Consider the following 18,059-nt stretch of genomic DNA (forward strand, 5'->3'; position numbering starts at 1 on the left):
CAGAGCATGACTTCCGCCCCCTTCAACGCGGCGCCTGCCAAGACCCGCGCGCCCGGAAGCGCCGGGCCGTCCGCACGGGCCACGCGCCTGTCGGCGGGGATGCGCCTGCGCCGCTACCTGCGCGGAACGTTGCGGCTGGAAACCAGCGCGACGCGGCTGGAAAAGCAGGTGCGCGACTATGTGACCGTCACGCTGGAACTTTTCTGGAAACGGCAGACGATCTATGCCGCCGCGGCCCTTCTGTGCGGTTTCTACTACGATCTTCAGGTGGCGGTCTTCTGCTACCTCTTCATCCAGTTCACCGAATTCTGCGACACCTGGCTGTCGCTGCGCATCGTGAAATGGAAGGGCGGCAGCCTGCGCGAGGCCCGCCGCTACCGTGATCTTCTGCTGCTTTCAGCCGTGCAAAGCACGGCGGCCATCGTCGTCTGGGCCGGCATCGTGGCCTATATGGAAGGCATCTCCTCCCATTTCATGCCGCTCTTCTTCCTCTTCGCCGCGGGCCTCTTTGCCGCGGTGAACAACCACCAGATCCCGCAGATCCTGCTGGTGCGCCTGATCATGTATGCCGGGGTGTTCCTCTACATCCCCATCGCCGACATCCTCAAGGTCATGCCCCCGATCCAGAGCTTCCTCTGGCTGCAGCTTTTCACCGTGGTCTTCGTGCTGTTCTTCGTGGTCGAATGCTCCATCATCTTCCTCAGGCTCTATCGGCGCGGCCTTGACCAGCTCGATGAACTGCGGCTGGAGCGTGACCGCGTCCAGGCCGCCTATGAGGTGAAGTCGCAATTCGTCTCTGTCGTCAGCCACGAATTGCGCACGCCCCTCACCTCGATCAATGGCGCGCTCGGCCTGCTGCGGACCGGCGCCTATGACAGCGATCCCGCCAAGGCGCGCAACATCCTCGAAATCGCCCACAAGAACAGCGTCCGTCTCTCGGCCCTGATCAATGACCTCCTCGATCTGCAAAAGATCGAATCCGGCCAGATGAGCTATGATTTCGATGAGCTGGACCTCGTCTCCATCGTCGAGGAAAGCCTCGCCGCGATGGAATCCTTTGCCCAGACCTACGGGATCACCTTCGTCCTCTTCGCGCCCGAGGAAATGGTCATCGTGCAGGCCGATCGCGACCGGCTGCATCAGGTGCTGGACAACCTGCTGTCCAACGCCATCAAGTTCTCGCGCCGCGGCGAACAGGTCGAGGTGCGCGTCGTCCTGCGCGGCCAGCGCGTGCTGGTCGAGGTGCAGGATCACGGCATCGGCATCCCGCCCAATTCGCGCGAAAAGGTCTTCGGCAAGTTCTCGCAGGTCGACAGCTCCGACCGGCGCAGCCATGGCGGCACCGGGCTTGGCCTCTGCATCGCGCAGGAAATCATGGCGGCCCATGGCGGCGCGGTGGATTACACAAGCAAGCTTGGCGAAGGCAGCACCTTCGTCATAGATTTTCCCTTCAAGGACTGACCGAGATGACCTTTCAAGCCGATCTTCCGCAACCTGCCGACATGGCCGCGCGTCTCGCCCCGATCCGCGCCCATTTCATCGGGACGCTGCCGCCGCGCCGGGATCGGCTGACCACCTTCCTCGACAGTTTCGAAACCCCCGATGTCGAACCCGCCATCATGCGCCAGTTGCAGGAAGACGCCCACAAGATGCGCGGCGTCGCCCCGACGCTGGGCTTCACCAGCCTCGGTCAGGCGGCGGCCCTCGTCGATGAACTGCTCGAACCCTGGCACAGCAGCAATGACGGCGTGCCCGTCACGGACCGCATCATCGACGGCCTCGCCCTTCTGCTGGCCGAGATCGAGGAAACCATCGCCGCCCGTTGATCCGTCAACGCGCGGCGCGGCCCTTGTCTTCAGGATCGCCCGCGCAGATCCTGCGCGCCCTGTCCGGCCTCACGCCCCGCCCGTGCCCTGCGCGTCCCAATAGCGGCGGATCTCGTCCGGAAGGGCCACCGGATCGAAAGGCTTGGATATCTTGCCCACCACGCCCAGACCGGCCAGTTCCTGCTCCACCAGTTCCATCGCCTTGGCCGTCATGAAGATGGCGGGCGTATCGGCGAATTCCGGCCTCTCGCGCAGCGCCTGCAGGGTCTGCATGCCGTTCATCCCGGGCATCATGAAATCCAGAAGCAGCAGGTCCGGCGCGAAGGCCTGCGCCTTCTCCAGCGCCTCTGCCCCTGAAGAGCATTGCAGCACCTCGAAACCGCCCAGGTCGGCCAGGGCCAGACGCGCGATCATCAGGATGTCTTCATCGTCCTCGACGTGAAGAATGCGGTTCAGTCCGGTCATTGGCACCCCCCGGTGCGCAAGGATCGCGGCTTTCCCCGTGCCGCCTCCTGAACAGAGCGTGACGATGGACGCCCGCCGCGTCAATCACCCCTTTAACTTTCTTCAACATTTTCGGGGAACGGATTGTTTCTCAATGGATTACAATGCCGCGGCCCGCCCGGCGGAAGGCGGGACAGAACGTCGCAGATCATCGCGCGGCAAGGAAACGACTCGCCCATCTTCCCTTACGTCACCCTGACATCATCCCAGCTTCACCCAGACCGTTTTCAGCGCGGTGTATTTGTCGAAACTGTGGATCGAAAGATCGCGTCCGAAACCCGACTGCTTCACCCCGCCAAAGGGCGTCATGGCCGACAGCGCATCCACCGTATTCACCGACACAGTCCCCACCTTCAGCGCCGCACTCATCCGGAAGGCCCGGTCGATATCCCGCGTCCAGACCGAGGCCGCCAGCCCATAGGCGCTGTCATTGGCGATGCGCAGCGCCTCGGCCTCATCGGCAAAGGGGATCACGGCCAGCACCGGACCAAAGACCTCGTCCCGCGCCAATTCGCTGCCGGGGTCCACGCGATCAAAGATCGTGGGCGTGATCCAGGCATCCGATCCGTCCCGCGTCAGCCTCTCGCCCCCCGTCACCAGCCGCGCCCCGGACCGCGCCCGTTCGATGAACCCCGCCACGCGGCCCGCATGGTGGCTGTCCACCATCGGCCCCATCGTGGTGGCGGGATCCAGAGGGTCGCCCTGCACCACCGCACCCGCCCGCGCCGCCAGCCGCTCCACCATCGCGTCATGCACGTCGCGATGCACCAGCAGCCGCGAATTGGCCGAACAGACCTCGCCCGCGTTGAAGAAGATGCCGAAGGCCGCCATATCCGCCGCCCGGTCCAGATCGGCATCGGGGAAGATGATGTTGGGCGACTTGCCCCCCGTCTCCAGCCAGACCTGCTTCATGTTCGACCGCCCGGCATAGGTCTGGAACAGCTTGCCCACCTCGGTCGACCCGGTAAAGGCAAGGCAATCCACATCAGGGTGCAGGCCCAGCGCCTGCCCCGCCTCATGCCCGTATCCGGGCACCACGTTCAGAACCCCATCCGGCAGCCCCGCCTCTGCCGCCAGTTCCGCAAGCCGCAGCGCCGAAAGGGGCGACTGTTCCGCAGGCTTCAGCACCACCGAATTCCCCGCAGCCAGGGCCGGGGCCAGCTTCCAAGTGGCCATGTCCAAAGGAAAATTCCACGGCACCACCGCCCCCACCACGCCCAGCGCCTCGCGCCGGATCATGGCGATATCGCCGGGGCCAGTCGGTGCGATCTCGTCATAAAGCTTGTCTATGGCCTCGGCATGCCACTGGAAGAAATGCGCCGATCCCGGCGCGTCGATGGTCGAGGATTCGGCGATGGGCTTGCCCATGTCCAGCGTATCCAGCAGCGCCAGTTCCGGCACATTCGCGCGGATCAGCGCGGCAAGGCGCAGCAGCACCTCCTTCCGCTCGGCAGGTGCCTTGCGCGACCAGCGCCCATCCTCGAACGCCGCCCGCGCCGCCGCCACCGCCCGGTCCACATCCGCCGCATCGCCCCGCGCCACATCGGCCAGCACCGCGCCCGTCGCCGGGTTCACCGTGGCAAAGCGCGCGCCCGACGCCGCCTCCTGCCAGCGCCCGTCAATCCACAGCCCCGTCCGCAGTTTCAGGGCAGCCGCCCTCGCCTTCCATTCGGCATGGATCGTCATCGCCTGTCCCTCCTGTTCGCCGCGCCAGACTGCCCCAAGCCCCGCCCGGGCGTGATGACAGATTTCCACCCCGCTGCTTAGGCAGAACCTAAGCAGCCGTCAGAAGCGGCAGCATCATCGCAAACAGTTCCGCCTGCGAGGAAATGCGGCAGCGTGCATAAAGCTGCCTGCGGAACACCTTCACCGTCTGCGCGCTGACCCCCAGCCGCAACCCGATGGAATCCGTCGAATGGCCGCGCAGGATCAGCAGCGCCACCTCGGCCTGACGGGGCGACAGATGGATGCCATGCGCCGCCTCCACCGCCCGCACCAGTTGCGCCGGCACATCGTCGGGGGTTGCGCGCTCTGACGAAAGGCCCTGCCAATGCGCCTCGCCCAAGGCGGTGACGATGGGCGCGATGCGCTGGCACGTTTCCACATCGCGCGCCGAAAAGGCCAGCCCTGACGCCGCATCCCGCCCCAGACAGATGTTCAGCGACACATCGGCCACGGGGTAAAGGACGAAGGTGATCTCATCCAGCAATGTCGTCTGCTGATAATACTCCCGGAAATAGCGGCTGCGGTGAAAGGCATCCGGGGCCACATCGCGCAAGCGGTAAGCCCCCGCCGGTGCCCGCGACACATGCAGGTCGTGGAACGGATCCAGCAGATAGGCCCCGGGCAGATAGGTCGTGTCCAGTTGCACGAAGACCTGCGGCAGATCGCTCTGCCGGAAAAGGACCAGCGGCGAACCGGAATCGCGATAGGCCAGGATGATCAGGTTGTCCGGCGCGACACAGCGGCGGAACCATTCCTGCAAGGCCCCTTCGAAACCCGCCGCCCCGACCCGGCGGATCACCTGGGCCAATTGCCCCTCGGCGCTGTTGGGCAGCGGCTGCATCATACCTCTCTGGGGGTATATACCCCCCGTCTCCTGCGATCTTAAGCTTCTCCCACAGTCCAAGGGGTATGGGGCCGCATGTCAACAGCCATCGACATCCGATCCGTGGTCAAGCGCTATGGCACCGCCACGGCGCTGCACGGCGTTTCTCTCTCCATCGCCGACAACGAATTCTTCACCCTGCTCGGCCCTTCGGGCTGCGGCAAGACCACGCTCCTGCGCTGCATCGCGGGCTTCGAGGATGTGACAGAAGGCGAGATTGCCCTTTTCGGCCAGAACATCGCCGGGCTTGACCCGAACCACCGCCCGGTCAACACCGTCTTCCAGCAATATGCCCTCTTCCCGCACATGACCGTGCTGGATAACGTGGCCTTCGGGCTGAAGATGAAGGGGGTGCCGCTTTCCGACCGCACCGCACGGGCGGGAAAGATGCTGGAAATGGTCCACCTTTCCGCCTTCGCCGACCGTCTGCCCGCCCAGCTTTCCGGCGGCCAGCAACAGCGCGTGGCCCTTGCCCGGGCGCTGGCGCCGGAACCCAAGGTGCTGCTCCTCGATGAACCGCTCTCCGCGCTCGACCTGAAACTCAGGCAGGCGATGCGGGTGGAACTCAAGACGCTTCAGGAACAGACCGGCATCACCTTCATCTTCGTGACGCATGATCAGGAAGAGGCGCTGACCATGTCGGATCGCATCGCCGTCATGTCCCAGGGCCGCGTGCAGCAGATCGGCACCGCGCGCGACATCTACGAGGCCCCGGTGAACCGCTTCGTGGCCGATTTCATCGGCGAAACCAACCTTATCGAGGTGACGGTCGACCGTATCGAAGGCGAAACCGCCCGCGTCACCCTGCCGGGCGGCCATGCCATCACCTGCCCCGCTGCCGCCACCACACCGGGCAAGCACCACCTGTCAATCCGCCCCGAACGCCTGTCGCTTGCCACCACGGGCGACCTGACCGCAACGGTGGAACGCGTGGTCTATCTCGGCACCGACCTGCAACTCCTGACCCGGCTTCCGACCGGCGAGGAATTCCACATCCGCCTGCAAAACTCTGCCCGCACCGAAATCCCCGCGCCCGGAACCACCGTCGCGCTGCATCTGGAGGAAGGCGCGGCCCGCCTTCTGGCCGACTGATGGCCGGCATCACCCCCACGCCACAGGGCAACGGATCGGGCTATCGCGGGATCGTGGGCCCATTGCTGATCCCGACTTGGGCGGTGATCGGCATCTTCCTTGTCCTGCCCGTCCTCCTCATGGCGGTCTATTCCTTCCTGACCAAGGAGTTCCGGGGCGGCGTCGTCTGGGATTTCACCCTCGCCGCCTATGACCAGTTCTTCCTGAATCGCGGCCTTTTCGGCGACGAACCGCCCGTCATCGAATGGACCTATATCACGATCTTCTCGCGCTCCATCTGGCAGGCCGCCGTCGCCACGCTGATCTGCCTGATCGTGGGTTTCCCCACCGCCTGGTTCATCGCCACAAGGCCCCCGCAGACACGCGCGATCTGGCTTTTCCTTGTCACCATTCCCTATTGGGTGAACCTTCTGATCCGCACGGTCAGCCTGAAATTCCTGATCCGCGAAAATGGCCCGCTGAACGAATCGCTGATGTCCATCGGCCTGATCACCGACCCGCTTCCGCTGGTGAATACCAACCTCGCCGTGCAACTGGGCCTCTTCTACAGCTACCTGCCCTTCATGGTTCTGCCCATCTACGCCGCTGTCGAACGCTACAACTTCGCTTTGTCCGAAGCGGCGGCCGACCTCTACGCCTCGCGCTGGGTCACTTTGCGCGAGATCGTTCTGCCCGTCGTCAAACCGGGCATCATCGCAGGCTGCATCCTCGTCTTCGTCCCCTCCCTCGGCGCCTTCCTCGCGCCAGATCTGCTGGGCGGCGCCAAGACCTTCATGATCGGCTCGCTCATCGACGAACAGTTCCGCGGCTCGCAGGGCAACTGGCCCTTCGGTGCGGCGGCGGCGATGATCCTGATGACCCTCGTCCTGATCGTGCTGACGATCTATGCCCGCGCCCAGGCGAGGGGAGAGGCGAAATGAAGGGCGTGCGCCACTATCCCGGCTTCCTGGCCATGGCCGTGGCCTGCCTCGTCATCCTTTACGCCCCCCTGATCGTCGTCACGATCTACAGCTTCAACGGCTCCACCTCGATCACCAGCTGGGGCGGCTTTTCCTGGCGCTGGTATGCGGATGTCTTCACCGGGCCAGAGGCCCCCCGCTTCAAGGCCGCCGCCTGGAACTCCATCACCATCGCCGTCATCGCCGCCACCAGCGCCACCGCCATCGCCGTGGCGGCCAGCCTCGCCATGATCCGGGGCGGGCGGTTCAAGGGGAAATCCGCCACCTTCGCGCTGATCAACCTGCCCCTCATGGTGCCCGAGATCGTGATCGCCGTGGCGACGCTGATCTTCTTCTCCGCCATCGGCCTGACCACGGGCTACCTGACCATCCTCATCGCCCACATCACCTTCTGCATCCCCTTCGCCTACCTGCCCATCGCGGCGCGGCTGCAAGGGATCGAGGATGCCTATGAACAGGCCGCCCGCGACCTCTATGCCACCCGCTGGCAGGCCTTCCGCCTGATCCTGATGCCCCTGATGATGCCCGGCATCATCTCGGGCTTCCTGCTGGCCTTCATCATCTCGCTCGACGATTTCATCATCACGAATTTCGTCAAGGGCGCAGGCATGGAAACCCTGCCCACGGCCATCTTCGGATCGGTCAAGCAGGGCATCAAACCCAACATCATGGCCATCTCCACCATGATGCTGGCTGTCTCGATCCTCTTCGTCACGCTGTCCTACTACGTCAACCGCATCGGGCAAAGAACCCGGTCCTGAATCCAAACAGGGAGTCTGCCATGAAGAAACTGCTGACCACCGCCACCGCCTTCGCCCTTCTCGCCGGCGCGGCCCAAGCCGAGGGCAAGCTCTCGGTCTATCACTGGTTCGAATACATCCCGCAGGAACTGGTGGACAAATTCGCCGCCGAGACCGGCATCGAAGTCACCATCGACACCTATGACAGCAACGAATCCATGCTCGCCGCGCTGAAGGCGGGCAAGATGGGCCAGTATGACGTGGCCGTCCCCGGCGACTACATGGTCGCCATCATGGCGGGCGAGGGCCTTCTCGACAGCTTCACCCCCGAGGAACTGCCCAACTTCGGCAATATCGCCCCGCAATGGGTGGACGTGCCCTTCGATCCGGGCCGCAAATCCTCCATCCCCTATCAGTGGGGCTCCACCGCCTTTTCGGTGAACCGCGATGTCTATACGGGCGATATCGACACGCTCGCCATGATCTTCGACCCGCCCGCCGAATTGCAGGGCAAGATCAACGTGCTGGACAGCCAGGGCGAGGTTCTGGCGCTCGGCTCCATCTATCTGGGCATCCCGCAATGCTCGACCGACCGCGAACAGCTCAAGGCGCTGAACGACATGCTGATCAACGCCAAGCAATACTGGGCCTCCTTCGGATCGGACACGGCGAAGGATGTGCTGGTCTCGGGCGATGCGGCGGCGGGCATGATCTATAACGGCTTCTCCGCCAAGGCCCGCGCCGAGGGGGCGAATGTGGAATATGCCTATCCGAAGGAAGGCTTTGTCGTCTGGATGGACAACGTGGTTCTGCTGAAGGACGCGCCCAACCGCGACAACGCGCTGAAATTCATGAACTTCCTCTTGCAGCCGGAAAACGCCGCCGCCGTGACGAACTATGCCGCCTACACTTCGGGCGTGACGGGGGTGGAGCCGTTCCTGGACGAGGCGATCAAGTCCAGCCCGGAAAACAACCCGCCCGCCGACGCGCCCGCGGGCAGCTTCATCCAGGTCTGCGATCAGGAAACCCAGCAATTCTACGACGCGATCTGGACCAACCTGAAGAAATGATCCTGCAAGGCGGGGGGGCAACCGCCCCCCCGCACCCCCCCGTCACCCAGCCCCAACCCGCGGGACCGGAGGTCCAATGTCCTTTCCCATCGCCCTCTGGCAGGGCCCCTCGCCCGAAGGATCGGACGACCGGGCCTTCGCTGCCCTCGATGCCGCGCTCCGCGCCGCTGCCGCCCTTGGCGCCATCACCCTCGTCGCGCCCGAGGCCTATCTGCCCGGCTACAACCAGCCCGACATCCCCGCCCGCGCCCAGCCGCGCGGCGGCCCCTGGCACCAGCGCCTTGCCGCCCTTGCCCGCAGCCACGGCTGCGGCATCGTCATCGGTTATGCCGAAGGCGACGGCGACCATGTCTACAATTCCGCCGTGGCCTTCGACGCTTCAGGCCGCGAGATCGGCCATTACCGCAAGGTGCAGCTTTTCGGCCCGCGCGAGAAATCCATCTACACCCCCGGCGACACCGTCTCGACCTTCGATCTTGGCGGGATCCGGGCGGCCATGCTCATCTGCTACGATGTCGAGTTTGCCCATCTCACCCGCAAGCTCGCCGAAGAGGGCGCGGATCTCATCCTCGTCCCCACCGCCAATCCCGAACCCAATACCCATGTCAGCCGCCTTGTCGTGCCCGCCCATGCCATCAACCACGGGTTGACCATCGTCTACGCCAATTACTGCGGCACCGAGGGCGACATCACCTATTGCGGCGGCTCGGTCATCGCAGCCCCCGATGCGGCCATCCTCGCCGCCGCAGGCCCGGGCCCCGCCCTGCTGATCGCCGATATCGACCGCCAGCCCGACCCCGCGCTGATCCAGACCCAACTCACCGATTTCCGCCCCGTTTGAAGGCCATTCCCATGCCCAAAGACAGCCGCGACAGCCGCTACGACATCCTTTTCGAACCCCTCCGCATCGGGCCGAAGCTGGCCAAGAACCGCTTCTACCAGGTCCCCCATTGCAATGGCGGCGGCTATCGCGACCCCTCCGCCGTCGTCGAAATGCGCCGGACCAAGGCCGAAGGCGGCTGGGGCGTCATCTTCACCGAACAGACGGAAATCCACCCCACCTCTGAAATCACCCCCTTCATCGAACAGCACCTCTGGGACGACCGCGATATCCCCGCCCTTGCCCGCATGGCCGAGGCGATGAAATCCCACGGCGCGCTGGCGGGCATCCAGCTTGCCTATTCCGGCATCAACGGCCCCAACCTCTATTCCCGCGAAGTCCCCCTCGCCGTCTCTGGCGGCCCCATCCTCACCTTCACCTCCGACCCGGTGCAGGCCCGCACGATGGACCGCGAAGACATCCGCGACCTGCGCCGCTGGTTCCGCAACGCCTTCCGCCGGTCACAGACCGCAGACTTCGACCTGATCTGCCTCTACGGCGCGCATGGCTTCGGCATCCTGCAACACTTCCTGTCGCGCAACACCAACCACCGCACCGACGAATACGGCGGCAGCCTGGAAAACCGCGCCCGCTTCCTGCGCGAAATCGTGGAAGAAGCGCGCGAGGAAACCAAAGGCGAACTCGCCATCTCCCTCCGTCTCTCCCTCCACGAAGGCGGCGAGCTTGGCTTCTCCAACGCCGAACTCCGCGACTTCATCGAAATGCACGGCGACCTGCCCGATATCTGGGATCTCGCGCAAGGCACGTGGGAGGCCTGCTCCGGCACCTCCCGCTTCAAACCCGAAGGCGCGCAAGAGGACTTGGTCAAGGGCATCAAGCAACTCACCTCCAAACCCGTCGTGGGCGTGGGCCGCTTCACCAGCGCGGATGCGATGGTCCGCCAGATCAAGGCGGGCATCCTCGATTTCATCGGCGCCGCCCGCCCCTCCATCGCCGATCCCTTCCTTCCGAAAAAGATCGAAGAAGGCCGCTTCGACGACATCCGCGAATGCATCGGCTGCAACATCTGCGTCTCTGGCGACATGACCCAAGGCATCTCGCGCTGCACCCAGAACACGGCGTTCATGGAGGAATGGCGCAAAGGCTGGCACCCTGAACGGATGCACCCCAAGGGGAAATCCGAATCCGTCCTCATCGTCGGCGCTGGCCCCGCGGGATTGGAGGCCGCGCATATCCTCGGCAAACGCGGCTATCAGGTGACACTGGCCGAAGCTACCACCCAACTCGGCGGCCGCGTCGCCCGCGAACGCACCCTTCCGGGTCTCTCCGCATGGGGCCGCGTCGCCGACTACCGCACGGGCCAGATCGCCCCCATGCCCAACGTGCAAACCTACCTCGACAGCCCCCTGACGCCCGATGACATCCTTTCCTTCGGCATCGAACACATAGCCATCGCCACCGGCTGCCAGTGGAGACGCGACGCCGTCGCCCGCCTCCACCTCCACCCCATCCCGACCGATCCCGCCATGCCCATCTTCACCCCCGACGACCTGATGTCGGGCGCAGGCCCCACAGGCGGCACCGTCCTCCTCTACGATGACGACCACTTCTACATGGGCTCTGTCATGGCCGAACTCCTCGTGTCCCGAGGCTGCACCGTCCATTTCGTCACCCCCGCCGTGAAGGTCGCCGAATGGACCGACAACACGCTGGAGCAGGCGACCATCCAGCGCCGCCTTGCCGACCTTGGCGTGATAATCCACCTCTCCCACGCCCCCGACACGATCCACGCCACCGAAGCCGGCCTCACCTGCACATGGAGCGGGCGCAGCACCACCATCCCCTGCGACGCCGTCCTCATGGTGACCAGCCGCACCCCCAATGACAGCCTCTTCCACGCCACCCGCGCGCAGGACTGGCAGGCCGCAGGCATCGCCAGCCTCAAACTCATCGGCGACGCCGCCGCCCCCGGCCCCATCGCCTGGGCCACCTATGCCGGCCGCCGCTATGCCGAGGAACTGGACGCCCCCGATCGCGGCGACGCCCTCTCCTTCCGGCGCGAGATCGCCGCGCTGATGGATGCGCCCAACCTGACCCCATGATCGAAATGTGAAACGGATTGCCTGATCAGGCCGGTTCTCGCGCCCGCAAAAGCATGAAAAGTGCAGACGCGCTGCCGGACCGGCGATCAGGTCAGACCGCCGCGCCCGCCTTCAGCCCCTCGAACACCGCCTCCTCGGCGGTGCGCGGGGCAAGGCAATCCCCCGCCATATGCACCTCTATTCCAAGCCCGGCCGCCACTTCCGCCAGATCGTCCACCGGGCGATGCCCAAGGCACAGGACCAGCGTCGCCACGCCCTCCACCTCCATCGCCTCGCCGCTGGGCGTGTGCTGCAGAAAGACACTGTCCCCCGCCGTTCCGAACAGCCGCGCATAGGGGCGCACCTCCACCCCCAGACGGTGCAACTCGGCGGCGATGTTGTCGCGCACGTAAAGCGGTAGCACCTCGCCCGCATGCAGGCCGTTCACCGCCAGCACGACCGATGATCCCGCCCGGGCCAGCATCTCGGCCAGCCCCGGCCCGATCCAGTCACAGCGCCAATCCGCCACCACCACCCGCCCGCCGGGCCGCGCTTCGCCCCGCAGCACCTGCCAGGCCGTCACCACCTCCACCCCGCCATCCCCGGGCAGGTCCGGCACATGCGGCACGGCCCCGGTGGCCAGGATCACCGCATCCGGGGCCTCATCCCGCAGCACCTCTTCCGTCACCCGCACGCCGCGCCGCAGCCGGACCTGCGCGCGCTCCACCTCGCGCATCAGATTGGTGACGATGCCGCCGAACTCCGCCCGCCGGGGCAGCATCTGCGCCAGCAACGCCTGCCCCCCCGGTTGCGCCGCCGCTTCCCACAGGGTCACGTCATGCCCGCGCCGCGCCGCAGTCACGGCGGCCTTCATCCCGGCGGGCCCCGCCCCCACCACCATCACGCGCTTGCGCCGCGGTGCAGGCGCAAGGCTGCCATAGGCCAGTTCGCGCCCCGTTTCGGGATGCTGGATGCAGGAGACCGGCAGCCCCTTGTGGAAATGCCCGATACAGGCCTGATTGCAGCCGATGCAGGCCCGGATGTCGTCCACCGCGCCCCGCGCCGCCTTGGCGGGCATCTCGGGATCGGCAATCAGCGCGCGGGTCATGCCGCAGAGATCGGCCTGCCCGGCGGCCAGGATCGCCTCGGCCTCCTGCGGCTGGTTGATCCGGCCTGTCACGAAAACCGGCACCCGCAGCGCCTGCCGGAAGCTCGCCGCCTCCGGCGCCACATAGCCCGGCTGATAGGCCATCGGCGGCGCGATATGCATCGCGCCCCCCAAAGTGGCCGATGTGCCGGTTGTCACGCTGACATAATCCAGATCCGCCTCCAGCGCGATGCAGGCCGCCCGCGCCTCATGCTCGGTCAGCCCCTCGTCATCCCGCTCGCCCGCGCTGATCCGCAGCCCGATGACGAAATCCTCGTCCGTCTCGGCCCGGATCGCCTGCAAGACCTCGCGCATGAACCGCAGACGCCGCGCCGCGTCGCCGCCATAGCCATCCTGCCGCAGGTTCACCCGGGGGTTCAGGAACTGCGCGGGCAGGTAACCGTGGCTTGCCACCACCTCCACCCCGTCCAGCCCCGCCGCCCGCATCCGCCGCGCCGCCGCCGCGTAACCCGCCACGATCTCTTCGATCATCGCCACCGGCAGCGCCCGCGGCATCACATGGAACCGCTCGTTCGGCACGCTGCTGGGCGCATAGGCCACGGCCAGCAACCCATCCGCACTTTCCATGATCTCGCGCCCGGGATGGAACAGCTGCGAAAACACCACCGCCCCTTCGGCATGGATCGCCTCGGCCAGCCGCCGATAGCCCGCGATGCAGCCATCCTCCGTCGCCATCAGCAGATGCGAGGTATAGCGCGCCGTCTCATGCACCCCCGCCACCTGCGTCACGATCAGCCCGACACCCCCCCGCGCCCGCGCCCGGTGATAGGCGATCAATGCCTCGTTCACATGGCCATCCACCGGCAGAACGGTATCATGCCCGGTCGACATGATCCGGTTGCGGATCTCGGCCCCGCGAATGCGCAGCGGCGCGAAAAGATGGGGAAACGCCGCGCCTGCCGCCCTGTCCGCCATGATCTGTCCCCTTCTCCCGCCGCGCCACCGATGGCCCCCCTTGCCTAGCCCGGCCCCGCCCGCGCCTCCAGCCCTTTCCCGACGACGCCCTTCCCACAGGCGACATGCCCGCCCACGCGGCCCCACTCGCGCACAGATCCCTTGCGCAATGGCCCCGCTTGCCTATCCTGCAAGGCGAAAATCCCTTTTCCACGGTGCTTCATGTCCAGCCTTCTTCGCAAGATCCCTGCCCGCGGCCTCGCCCTCTCGCTCTTCCTCACGCTGCCCTTCGCCGCCCTTGCCGCGCCCTGCTCCGATACCGGCGGCCAGTATGAAAGCTGGAAACCCCTCATGGCCGAAGAGGCAAAGGCCGCCGGCGTCGGCCGCCGCGGGATCGAGGCGCTGATGGCCACCAGCTATTCCAAGGCCACCATCGGGGCCGACCGGAACCAGAAAAGCTTCAAATACAGCCTGACCAAGTTCCTCGAGATCCGCGGCGCCGAGGCGATCGTCAGCCAGGGCCGCAAGCGCCGCGCCCAGAACCCCGATTTCTACGCCGCGCTGGAACGCCAATATGGCGTGCCCGCAGGCGTGCTGATCGCCATTCACGGCATGGAAACGGGCTTTGGCAACTTCATGGGCGATACCAATGTCGTCTCGGCCATCGCCACCCTGGCCTATGATTGCCGCCGCTCCGATTTCTTCACCCCGCATCTGATCGGGGCGCTGAAACTGATCGACGCGGGCGCGATCACCACCCAGACGCGCGGCGCCAAGCATGGAGAGCTTGGCCATACCCAATTCCTGCCCGGCAATGCGCTGACCTACGGGGTCGATGGCAATGGCGATGGCCGCGTGGATCTGACCGATCTGGTCGATGCCATGGCCTCCACCGCCAATTTCCTGCGGCAAAAGGGCTGGCGGCCCGGTGCAGGCTATCAGGAGGGCGAACCCAACTTCGCCGTGATCAAGCAGTGGAACGCCGCCACCGTCTACCAGCAGGCCATCGCCCTGATGGGCGCGCGGATCGACGGCTAGGAAAAAGGCCGCCCGCGCGGCCTATTCCACCAGCCTGTCCAGCAGATCCAGCAGTTGCGCCACTTCCCGCGGCTTCAGCTTGCGCAGCGTCTGGCGCGACACCTGCGCCGCCCGCGGCGCCAGCGCCGCGATCAGGGCCGCGCCCTCCTCCGTCAGGCTGACCTCCAGCCGCCGCCTGTCGGTCGCCGAAGGCACCGTCTCCACCAGCCCGCGCAGACGCAGCCGGTCGATCACCCCCTTGATCGTGGCGGCATCCATCGCCACCAGCCGCCCCAGCCGGTTCTGGCTCAGCGTGCCCATCTCCTGCATCTTGGCCAGCACCGCGAATTGCATCGGCGTGATCTCCGGCAGGGCCAGGGCAAAGATCTCGACGTTCTTCTGATAGGCCAGCCGCAGCTTGAAGCCGATCTGATCCTCCAGGACATAGGGCGGTTCCGCCTCCGGTCCGGTCCTCTCTGCCACGGCAACCCCCCTTTCGTATGCCTTCCTCCCCGCCGAACCGCGACGGCACAGCCATTCCGCCCGCCCGCCCAACCCAATTGCAGACTGGCCGAAACCGGCCCGGAAAGACTATTCCAGTATTCAGCTTTGCCGCCGGCCCCTGCGCGAGATCTGCCCTCGCTCATCACGCTCCGGCCACCACCGAAGGAATGCCACGATGGAATTGGAAATCTCCTGTCCCTACAAGGGCAAATGTTTCGCAGAAAGCACGATGCAGTGCCGCGTCTGCGACGTCCGCCCCGAAACGGCCAAGCGTCTGACCATCGCCGAAGATGCCGTCACCGCCATCGGCGCCACCATGACGGCCGGTCTGCTCTGCCTTGCCCTGATCGTCTGGTTCGCCTGAACCGGCACCCGCCGCATCCTGCCCGAACCCGCCTTTGCCCCCTGGCAAGGGCGGGTTTCTTCATGCCCGCCATCCGGGCCGGGCGCATTCCGCCCGTCGCCACGCATCGCGCCGCGCCTGTCTTCGCAATCCGCAAGGGGGGGATGGTACCGCCTCCCCGGCTCGAACGGGGGACCCCCAGATCCACAATCTGGTGCTCTAACCAACTGAGCTAAGGCGGCACTTGCGGGCCGTTTACCCCCGCCTTGCCCCGATTGCAAGAGGCGAAAGCCCGCGCCCGTCTTGCCTCTTTGCCCCTCCCGCGCTAGGGCAAGGCGAACCCCGGCAGGAGGCACCCATGGGCATCGACAGGCAAAGCGACATCGCCGCCAATATCCAGATCGGGCCAACCGATCAGGGCATGGTGCGGATCTATGTCGAAGCCGAAGGCGGCATCGAACTGCCCCTCGACTTCGATCCCGACGAGGCCGAAGAGATCGCCGAGGAACTCCGCGCCGCCGCCGAAGCCGCCCGCGCCATCGGCACCACCGCGCCGAAGGGCAAGCCCGGCAAGCGCTGATCCCTACCAGCCGATCCCCGCCGCCGGATCGCGCAGGGCCTGCAGGCGCTGCGCCGCGTGGCGGGCGAATTTCTGCGTCATCACCTTGCGCCGGGCCGGGGCAAGCGGCGCCTCCGGCCCGATCCGCAGGATCTCGGCGTCAAAGGCATCGGCCAGGATCAACCCGCTGTCCTGCGGCAGCAGATCGACCGGGAAATCCGCATCCACCGCCCAGAAGAACCGGTCGCACCATTCCAGATAGTTCTGCCATTTCCTGTCCGCCGTGAAATCGGCCCGCCCCGACTTGCACTCCACCACCCAGATCTCGCCCTTCGGGCCCAGCGCCATCACATCCACCCTGAGGCCGGGCGCCGGCACCAGTTCCTCCACCGTCACGAAATCCATCGACCGCAGCCCGCGGCACACCCCGCGCTGCAGGCGCTGGCCGGGCATCAGGGGCAGGGTTTCGGCGGCGTGATCCATGATGCAAACATGAACCAATCATGAACATCCTTCAAGCCCCCCCGCCCACGGCTTGCGCAGAGCCTGCGCAGGGCCTATCTCCGAAGGTGGCGGGTGCTGCTCTTCGCGTGCGAGGCTCTTTTCCAGTGGCCGATAAGCAAACGAATGGGGGCTGGCTCTGGCAGGATCCTGGTCCTGCTACCTGGCACCCACCTGAGACCTCTGGCTCTCGGGAAACCATGCCATCCACGGCTGCTGCGGGCCCGCCACCCAAAGCCCCGGATGCCACGCAAGAAAGGGGGCGCGGTTGTGCGCGCGCCCCCCAGGTCAGGCACAGTCAGGACAGGATCAGAACCCGAAGACCAGCGACACGCCCAGCTTGTTGTCGGTGCGGATCGCGCGGTTGTCGTTGTATTCGCTCAGATAGCTGATGCGCGTCGATACCGCATCCGTCACGCGAAAGTTCACGCCCAGATCGTTGTTCACGCGCAGGGCCGAATCCGAGGCCAGAACATCGGTATCATTCGTCATGAACACCCCGTCATTGATCCGGTAGTAAAAGCGCGACGCCGCCAGATAGCCCGTCTCCGTCACCGAATTGCGCAGGCCGTCCTCCAGATAGCTCACCCCGATCCCGGCTTGCAGACGCCAGGTCATGTCGGGCGTGTTCACGACGCGATATCCCGGACCAAAGCCCAGAAATCCGTCGCGCCGCACATCGCCCGCCGTGCTGGCCAGGCCGTCGGCCTCCAGCCGCGCCAGGACAAAGCCGTAGAAGCTCTGGTCGAAGTAATAGTTGGCGTCATAGACGGCGAAGATGTCTTCCTTGGTCTTGCCGACACCATCCTCGGCGAAATCCACCGCCGCGCCCAGGGTCTGCACGAAGTTGCCCTGCGCATAGGACAGCCGCACCCCGCCCGAGAATTCCTGGCTCTCGTTGTTGCCCGTCTTGCCCGAGTAACCGATCGAGGCACTGCCCGACAGGCCGGCCCGCGCCTCGGGATTGCCGAAACGGGCCGCATCCTCGGCGCGCTCCATGTCTTCGGCCACGATCTCGTTGATGTCGTCGATCCGGTCATTCACGTCGCGCACCCCGGTAATGGTGGTCTGCGCCAGCACGGGGCCCGCCACCAGCAGCGCCAGCATCGACGCACCGCCTGCCTTGATCACGGTCTTGGTCATCGTCTTCATCTCATGTCCTTTCCTGCAAGCCAGCCCCTCAGGGGCCATCGAACTTGTCACGAAGGCCGAGATAAACTTTTGATTTCATTTGAAAATTCAAAAAATACTCATGTCTGATACAAGTATTTCTCGTATCCCTCTCCCCTTGACGCGGCGCCCTTGCGCCCCCACCGCCCGCAGGCCGCGCGAATTCCGGCAGGGTTTCAAGG

Annotated in this window: 18 protein-coding genes and 1 tRNA gene; 11 read left to right on the forward strand and 8 right to left on the reverse strand. The window is 65.6% G+C overall.

The features are described 5' to 3' along the window. Positions 1-6 precede the first annotated feature (6 nt). Positions 7-1,461 (forward strand): sensor histidine kinase, encoded by a 1,455-nt coding sequence (locus G5V65_RS08775; protein ID WP_165049068.1) that lies wholly within the window; start codon positions 7-9, stop codon positions 1,459-1,461. A gap of 5 nt (positions 1,462-1,466) precedes the next feature. Next, entirely contained in the window at positions 1,467-1,826 is a 360-nt protein-coding gene (locus tag G5V65_RS08780) for an Hpt domain-containing protein (protein WP_165049070.1), read from the forward strand. A 69-nt stretch (positions 1,827-1,895) separates the two neighbouring features. On the opposite strand, the gene G5V65_RS08785 is transcribed toward G5V65_RS08780, so the two are convergent. The 3 genes from G5V65_RS08785 to G5V65_RS08795 form a co-directional block, all read right to left on the reverse strand. Then, positions 1,896-2,291 carry a response regulator gene (locus G5V65_RS08785; protein ID WP_165049072.1) on the reverse strand — a complete coding sequence of 132 codons (396 nt, stop codon included), beginning with the start codon at positions 2,289-2,291 and terminating at the stop codon, positions 1,896-1,898. 240 nt (positions 2,292-2,531) lie between these two features. Next, on the reverse strand, positions 2,532-4,016 hold the full coding sequence (locus tag G5V65_RS08790; protein ID WP_165049074.1) for an aldehyde dehydrogenase: 1,485 nt from the start codon (positions 4,014-4,016) through the stop codon (positions 2,532-2,534). Positions 4,017-4,104: 88 nt separating this feature from the next. After that, positions 4,105-4,896, reverse strand: coding sequence for a helix-turn-helix transcriptional regulator (locus G5V65_RS08795; protein ID WP_165049076.1), 792 nt, complete (start codon positions 4,894-4,896; stop codon positions 4,105-4,107). Between the two features lie 78 nt (positions 4,897-4,974). On the opposite strand from G5V65_RS08795, the gene G5V65_RS08800 reads away from it, so the two are divergent. The 6 genes from G5V65_RS08800 to G5V65_RS08825 all read left to right on the forward strand — a co-directional run bounded on the left by G5V65_RS08800 (position 4,975) and on the right by G5V65_RS08825 (position 11,742). Beyond that, entirely contained in the window at positions 4,975-6,030 is a 1,056-nt protein-coding gene (locus tag G5V65_RS08800) for an ABC transporter ATP-binding protein (protein WP_165049079.1), read from the forward strand. After that, a complete protein-coding gene (locus tag G5V65_RS08805; RefSeq protein WP_165049081.1) occupies positions 6,030-6,950 on the forward strand; it encodes an ABC transporter permease in 921 nt (306 codons plus the stop codon). Before G5V65_RS08800 ends, G5V65_RS08805 begins: the two co-directional genes overlap by 1 nt. Beyond that, positions 6,947-7,750 (forward strand): ABC transporter permease, encoded by an 804-nt coding sequence (locus G5V65_RS08810; protein ID WP_165049083.1) that lies wholly within the window; start codon positions 6,947-6,949, stop codon positions 7,748-7,750. The genes G5V65_RS08805 and G5V65_RS08810 overlap by 4 nt, the downstream gene beginning before the upstream one ends. Before the next feature lie 20 nt (positions 7,751-7,770). Next, on the forward strand, positions 7,771-8,799 hold the full coding sequence (locus G5V65_RS08815) for an extracellular solute-binding protein (protein WP_165049085.1): 1,029 nt from the start codon (positions 7,771-7,773) through the stop codon (positions 8,797-8,799). 76 nt (positions 8,800-8,875) lie between these two features. Continuing rightward, positions 8,876-9,640 (forward strand): carbon-nitrogen hydrolase family protein, encoded by a 765-nt coding sequence (locus G5V65_RS08820; protein ID WP_165049087.1) that lies wholly within the window; start codon positions 8,876-8,878, stop codon positions 9,638-9,640. Positions 9,641-9,651: 11 nt separating this feature from the next. After that, a complete protein-coding gene (locus tag G5V65_RS08825) occupies positions 9,652-11,742 on the forward strand; it encodes an oxidoreductase (RefSeq protein ID WP_165049090.1) in 2,091 nt (696 codons plus the stop codon). A 91-nt stretch (positions 11,743-11,833) separates the two neighbouring features. Here the strand turns inward: G5V65_RS08825 and G5V65_RS08830 are convergent, their stop codons facing one another. After that, complete coding sequence (locus G5V65_RS08830) at positions 11,834-13,804, reverse strand: oxidoreductase (RefSeq protein WP_165049092.1); 1,971 nt, start codon at positions 13,802-13,804, stop codon at positions 11,834-11,836. A gap of 201 nt (positions 13,805-14,005) precedes the next feature. On the opposite strand from G5V65_RS08830, the gene G5V65_RS08835 reads away from it, so the two are divergent. Then, a complete protein-coding gene (locus G5V65_RS08835) occupies positions 14,006-14,821 on the forward strand; it encodes a lytic murein transglycosylase (protein ID WP_165049094.1) in 816 nt (271 codons plus the stop codon). Between the two features lie 21 nt (positions 14,822-14,842). Here the strand turns inward: G5V65_RS08835 and G5V65_RS08840 are convergent, their stop codons facing one another. Beyond that, on the reverse strand, positions 14,843-15,283 hold the full coding sequence (locus G5V65_RS08840) for a MarR family transcriptional regulator (protein ID WP_165049096.1): 441 nt from the start codon (positions 15,281-15,283) through the stop codon (positions 14,843-14,845). 196 nt (positions 15,284-15,479) lie between these two features. Between G5V65_RS08840 and G5V65_RS08845 the strand changes: the two genes are divergently transcribed. Next, positions 15,480-15,668, forward strand: a complete 189-nt coding sequence (locus G5V65_RS08845) for a hypothetical protein (protein WP_165049098.1) — start codon at positions 15,480-15,482, stop codon at positions 15,666-15,668. A 144-nt stretch (positions 15,669-15,812) separates the two neighbouring features. Here the strand turns inward: G5V65_RS08845 and G5V65_RS08850 are convergent. Continuing rightward, positions 15,813-15,889: transfer RNA gene (locus G5V65_RS08850), tRNA-His, on the reverse strand. Positions 15,890-16,005: 116 nt separating this feature from the next. On the opposite strand from G5V65_RS08850, the gene G5V65_RS08855 reads away from it, so the two are divergent. Further along, a complete protein-coding gene (locus tag G5V65_RS08855) occupies positions 16,006-16,227 on the forward strand; it encodes a DUF6324 family protein (protein ID WP_165049100.1) in 222 nt (73 codons plus the stop codon). Positions 16,228-16,230: 3 nt separating this feature from the next. On the opposite strand, the gene G5V65_RS08860 is transcribed toward G5V65_RS08855, so the two are convergent. Further along, positions 16,231-16,689: an MmcB family DNA repair protein gene (locus G5V65_RS08860; protein ID WP_165049102.1), complete on the reverse strand. Its 459-nt coding sequence runs from the start codon at positions 16,687-16,689 to the stop codon at positions 16,231-16,233. Positions 16,690-17,016: 327 nt separating this feature from the next. Further along, on the reverse strand, positions 17,017-17,859 hold the full coding sequence (locus tag G5V65_RS08865; RefSeq protein WP_241250504.1) for a DUF481 domain-containing protein: 843 nt from the start codon (positions 17,857-17,859) through the stop codon (positions 17,017-17,019). Positions 17,860-18,059: the final 200 nt, after the last annotated feature.

It is taken from the genome of Paragemmobacter kunshanensis, assembly GCF_011059185.1.
GTDB classification, from domain to species: Bacteria; Pseudomonadota; Alphaproteobacteria; order Rhodobacterales; family Rhodobacteraceae; genus Paragemmobacter; species Paragemmobacter kunshanensis.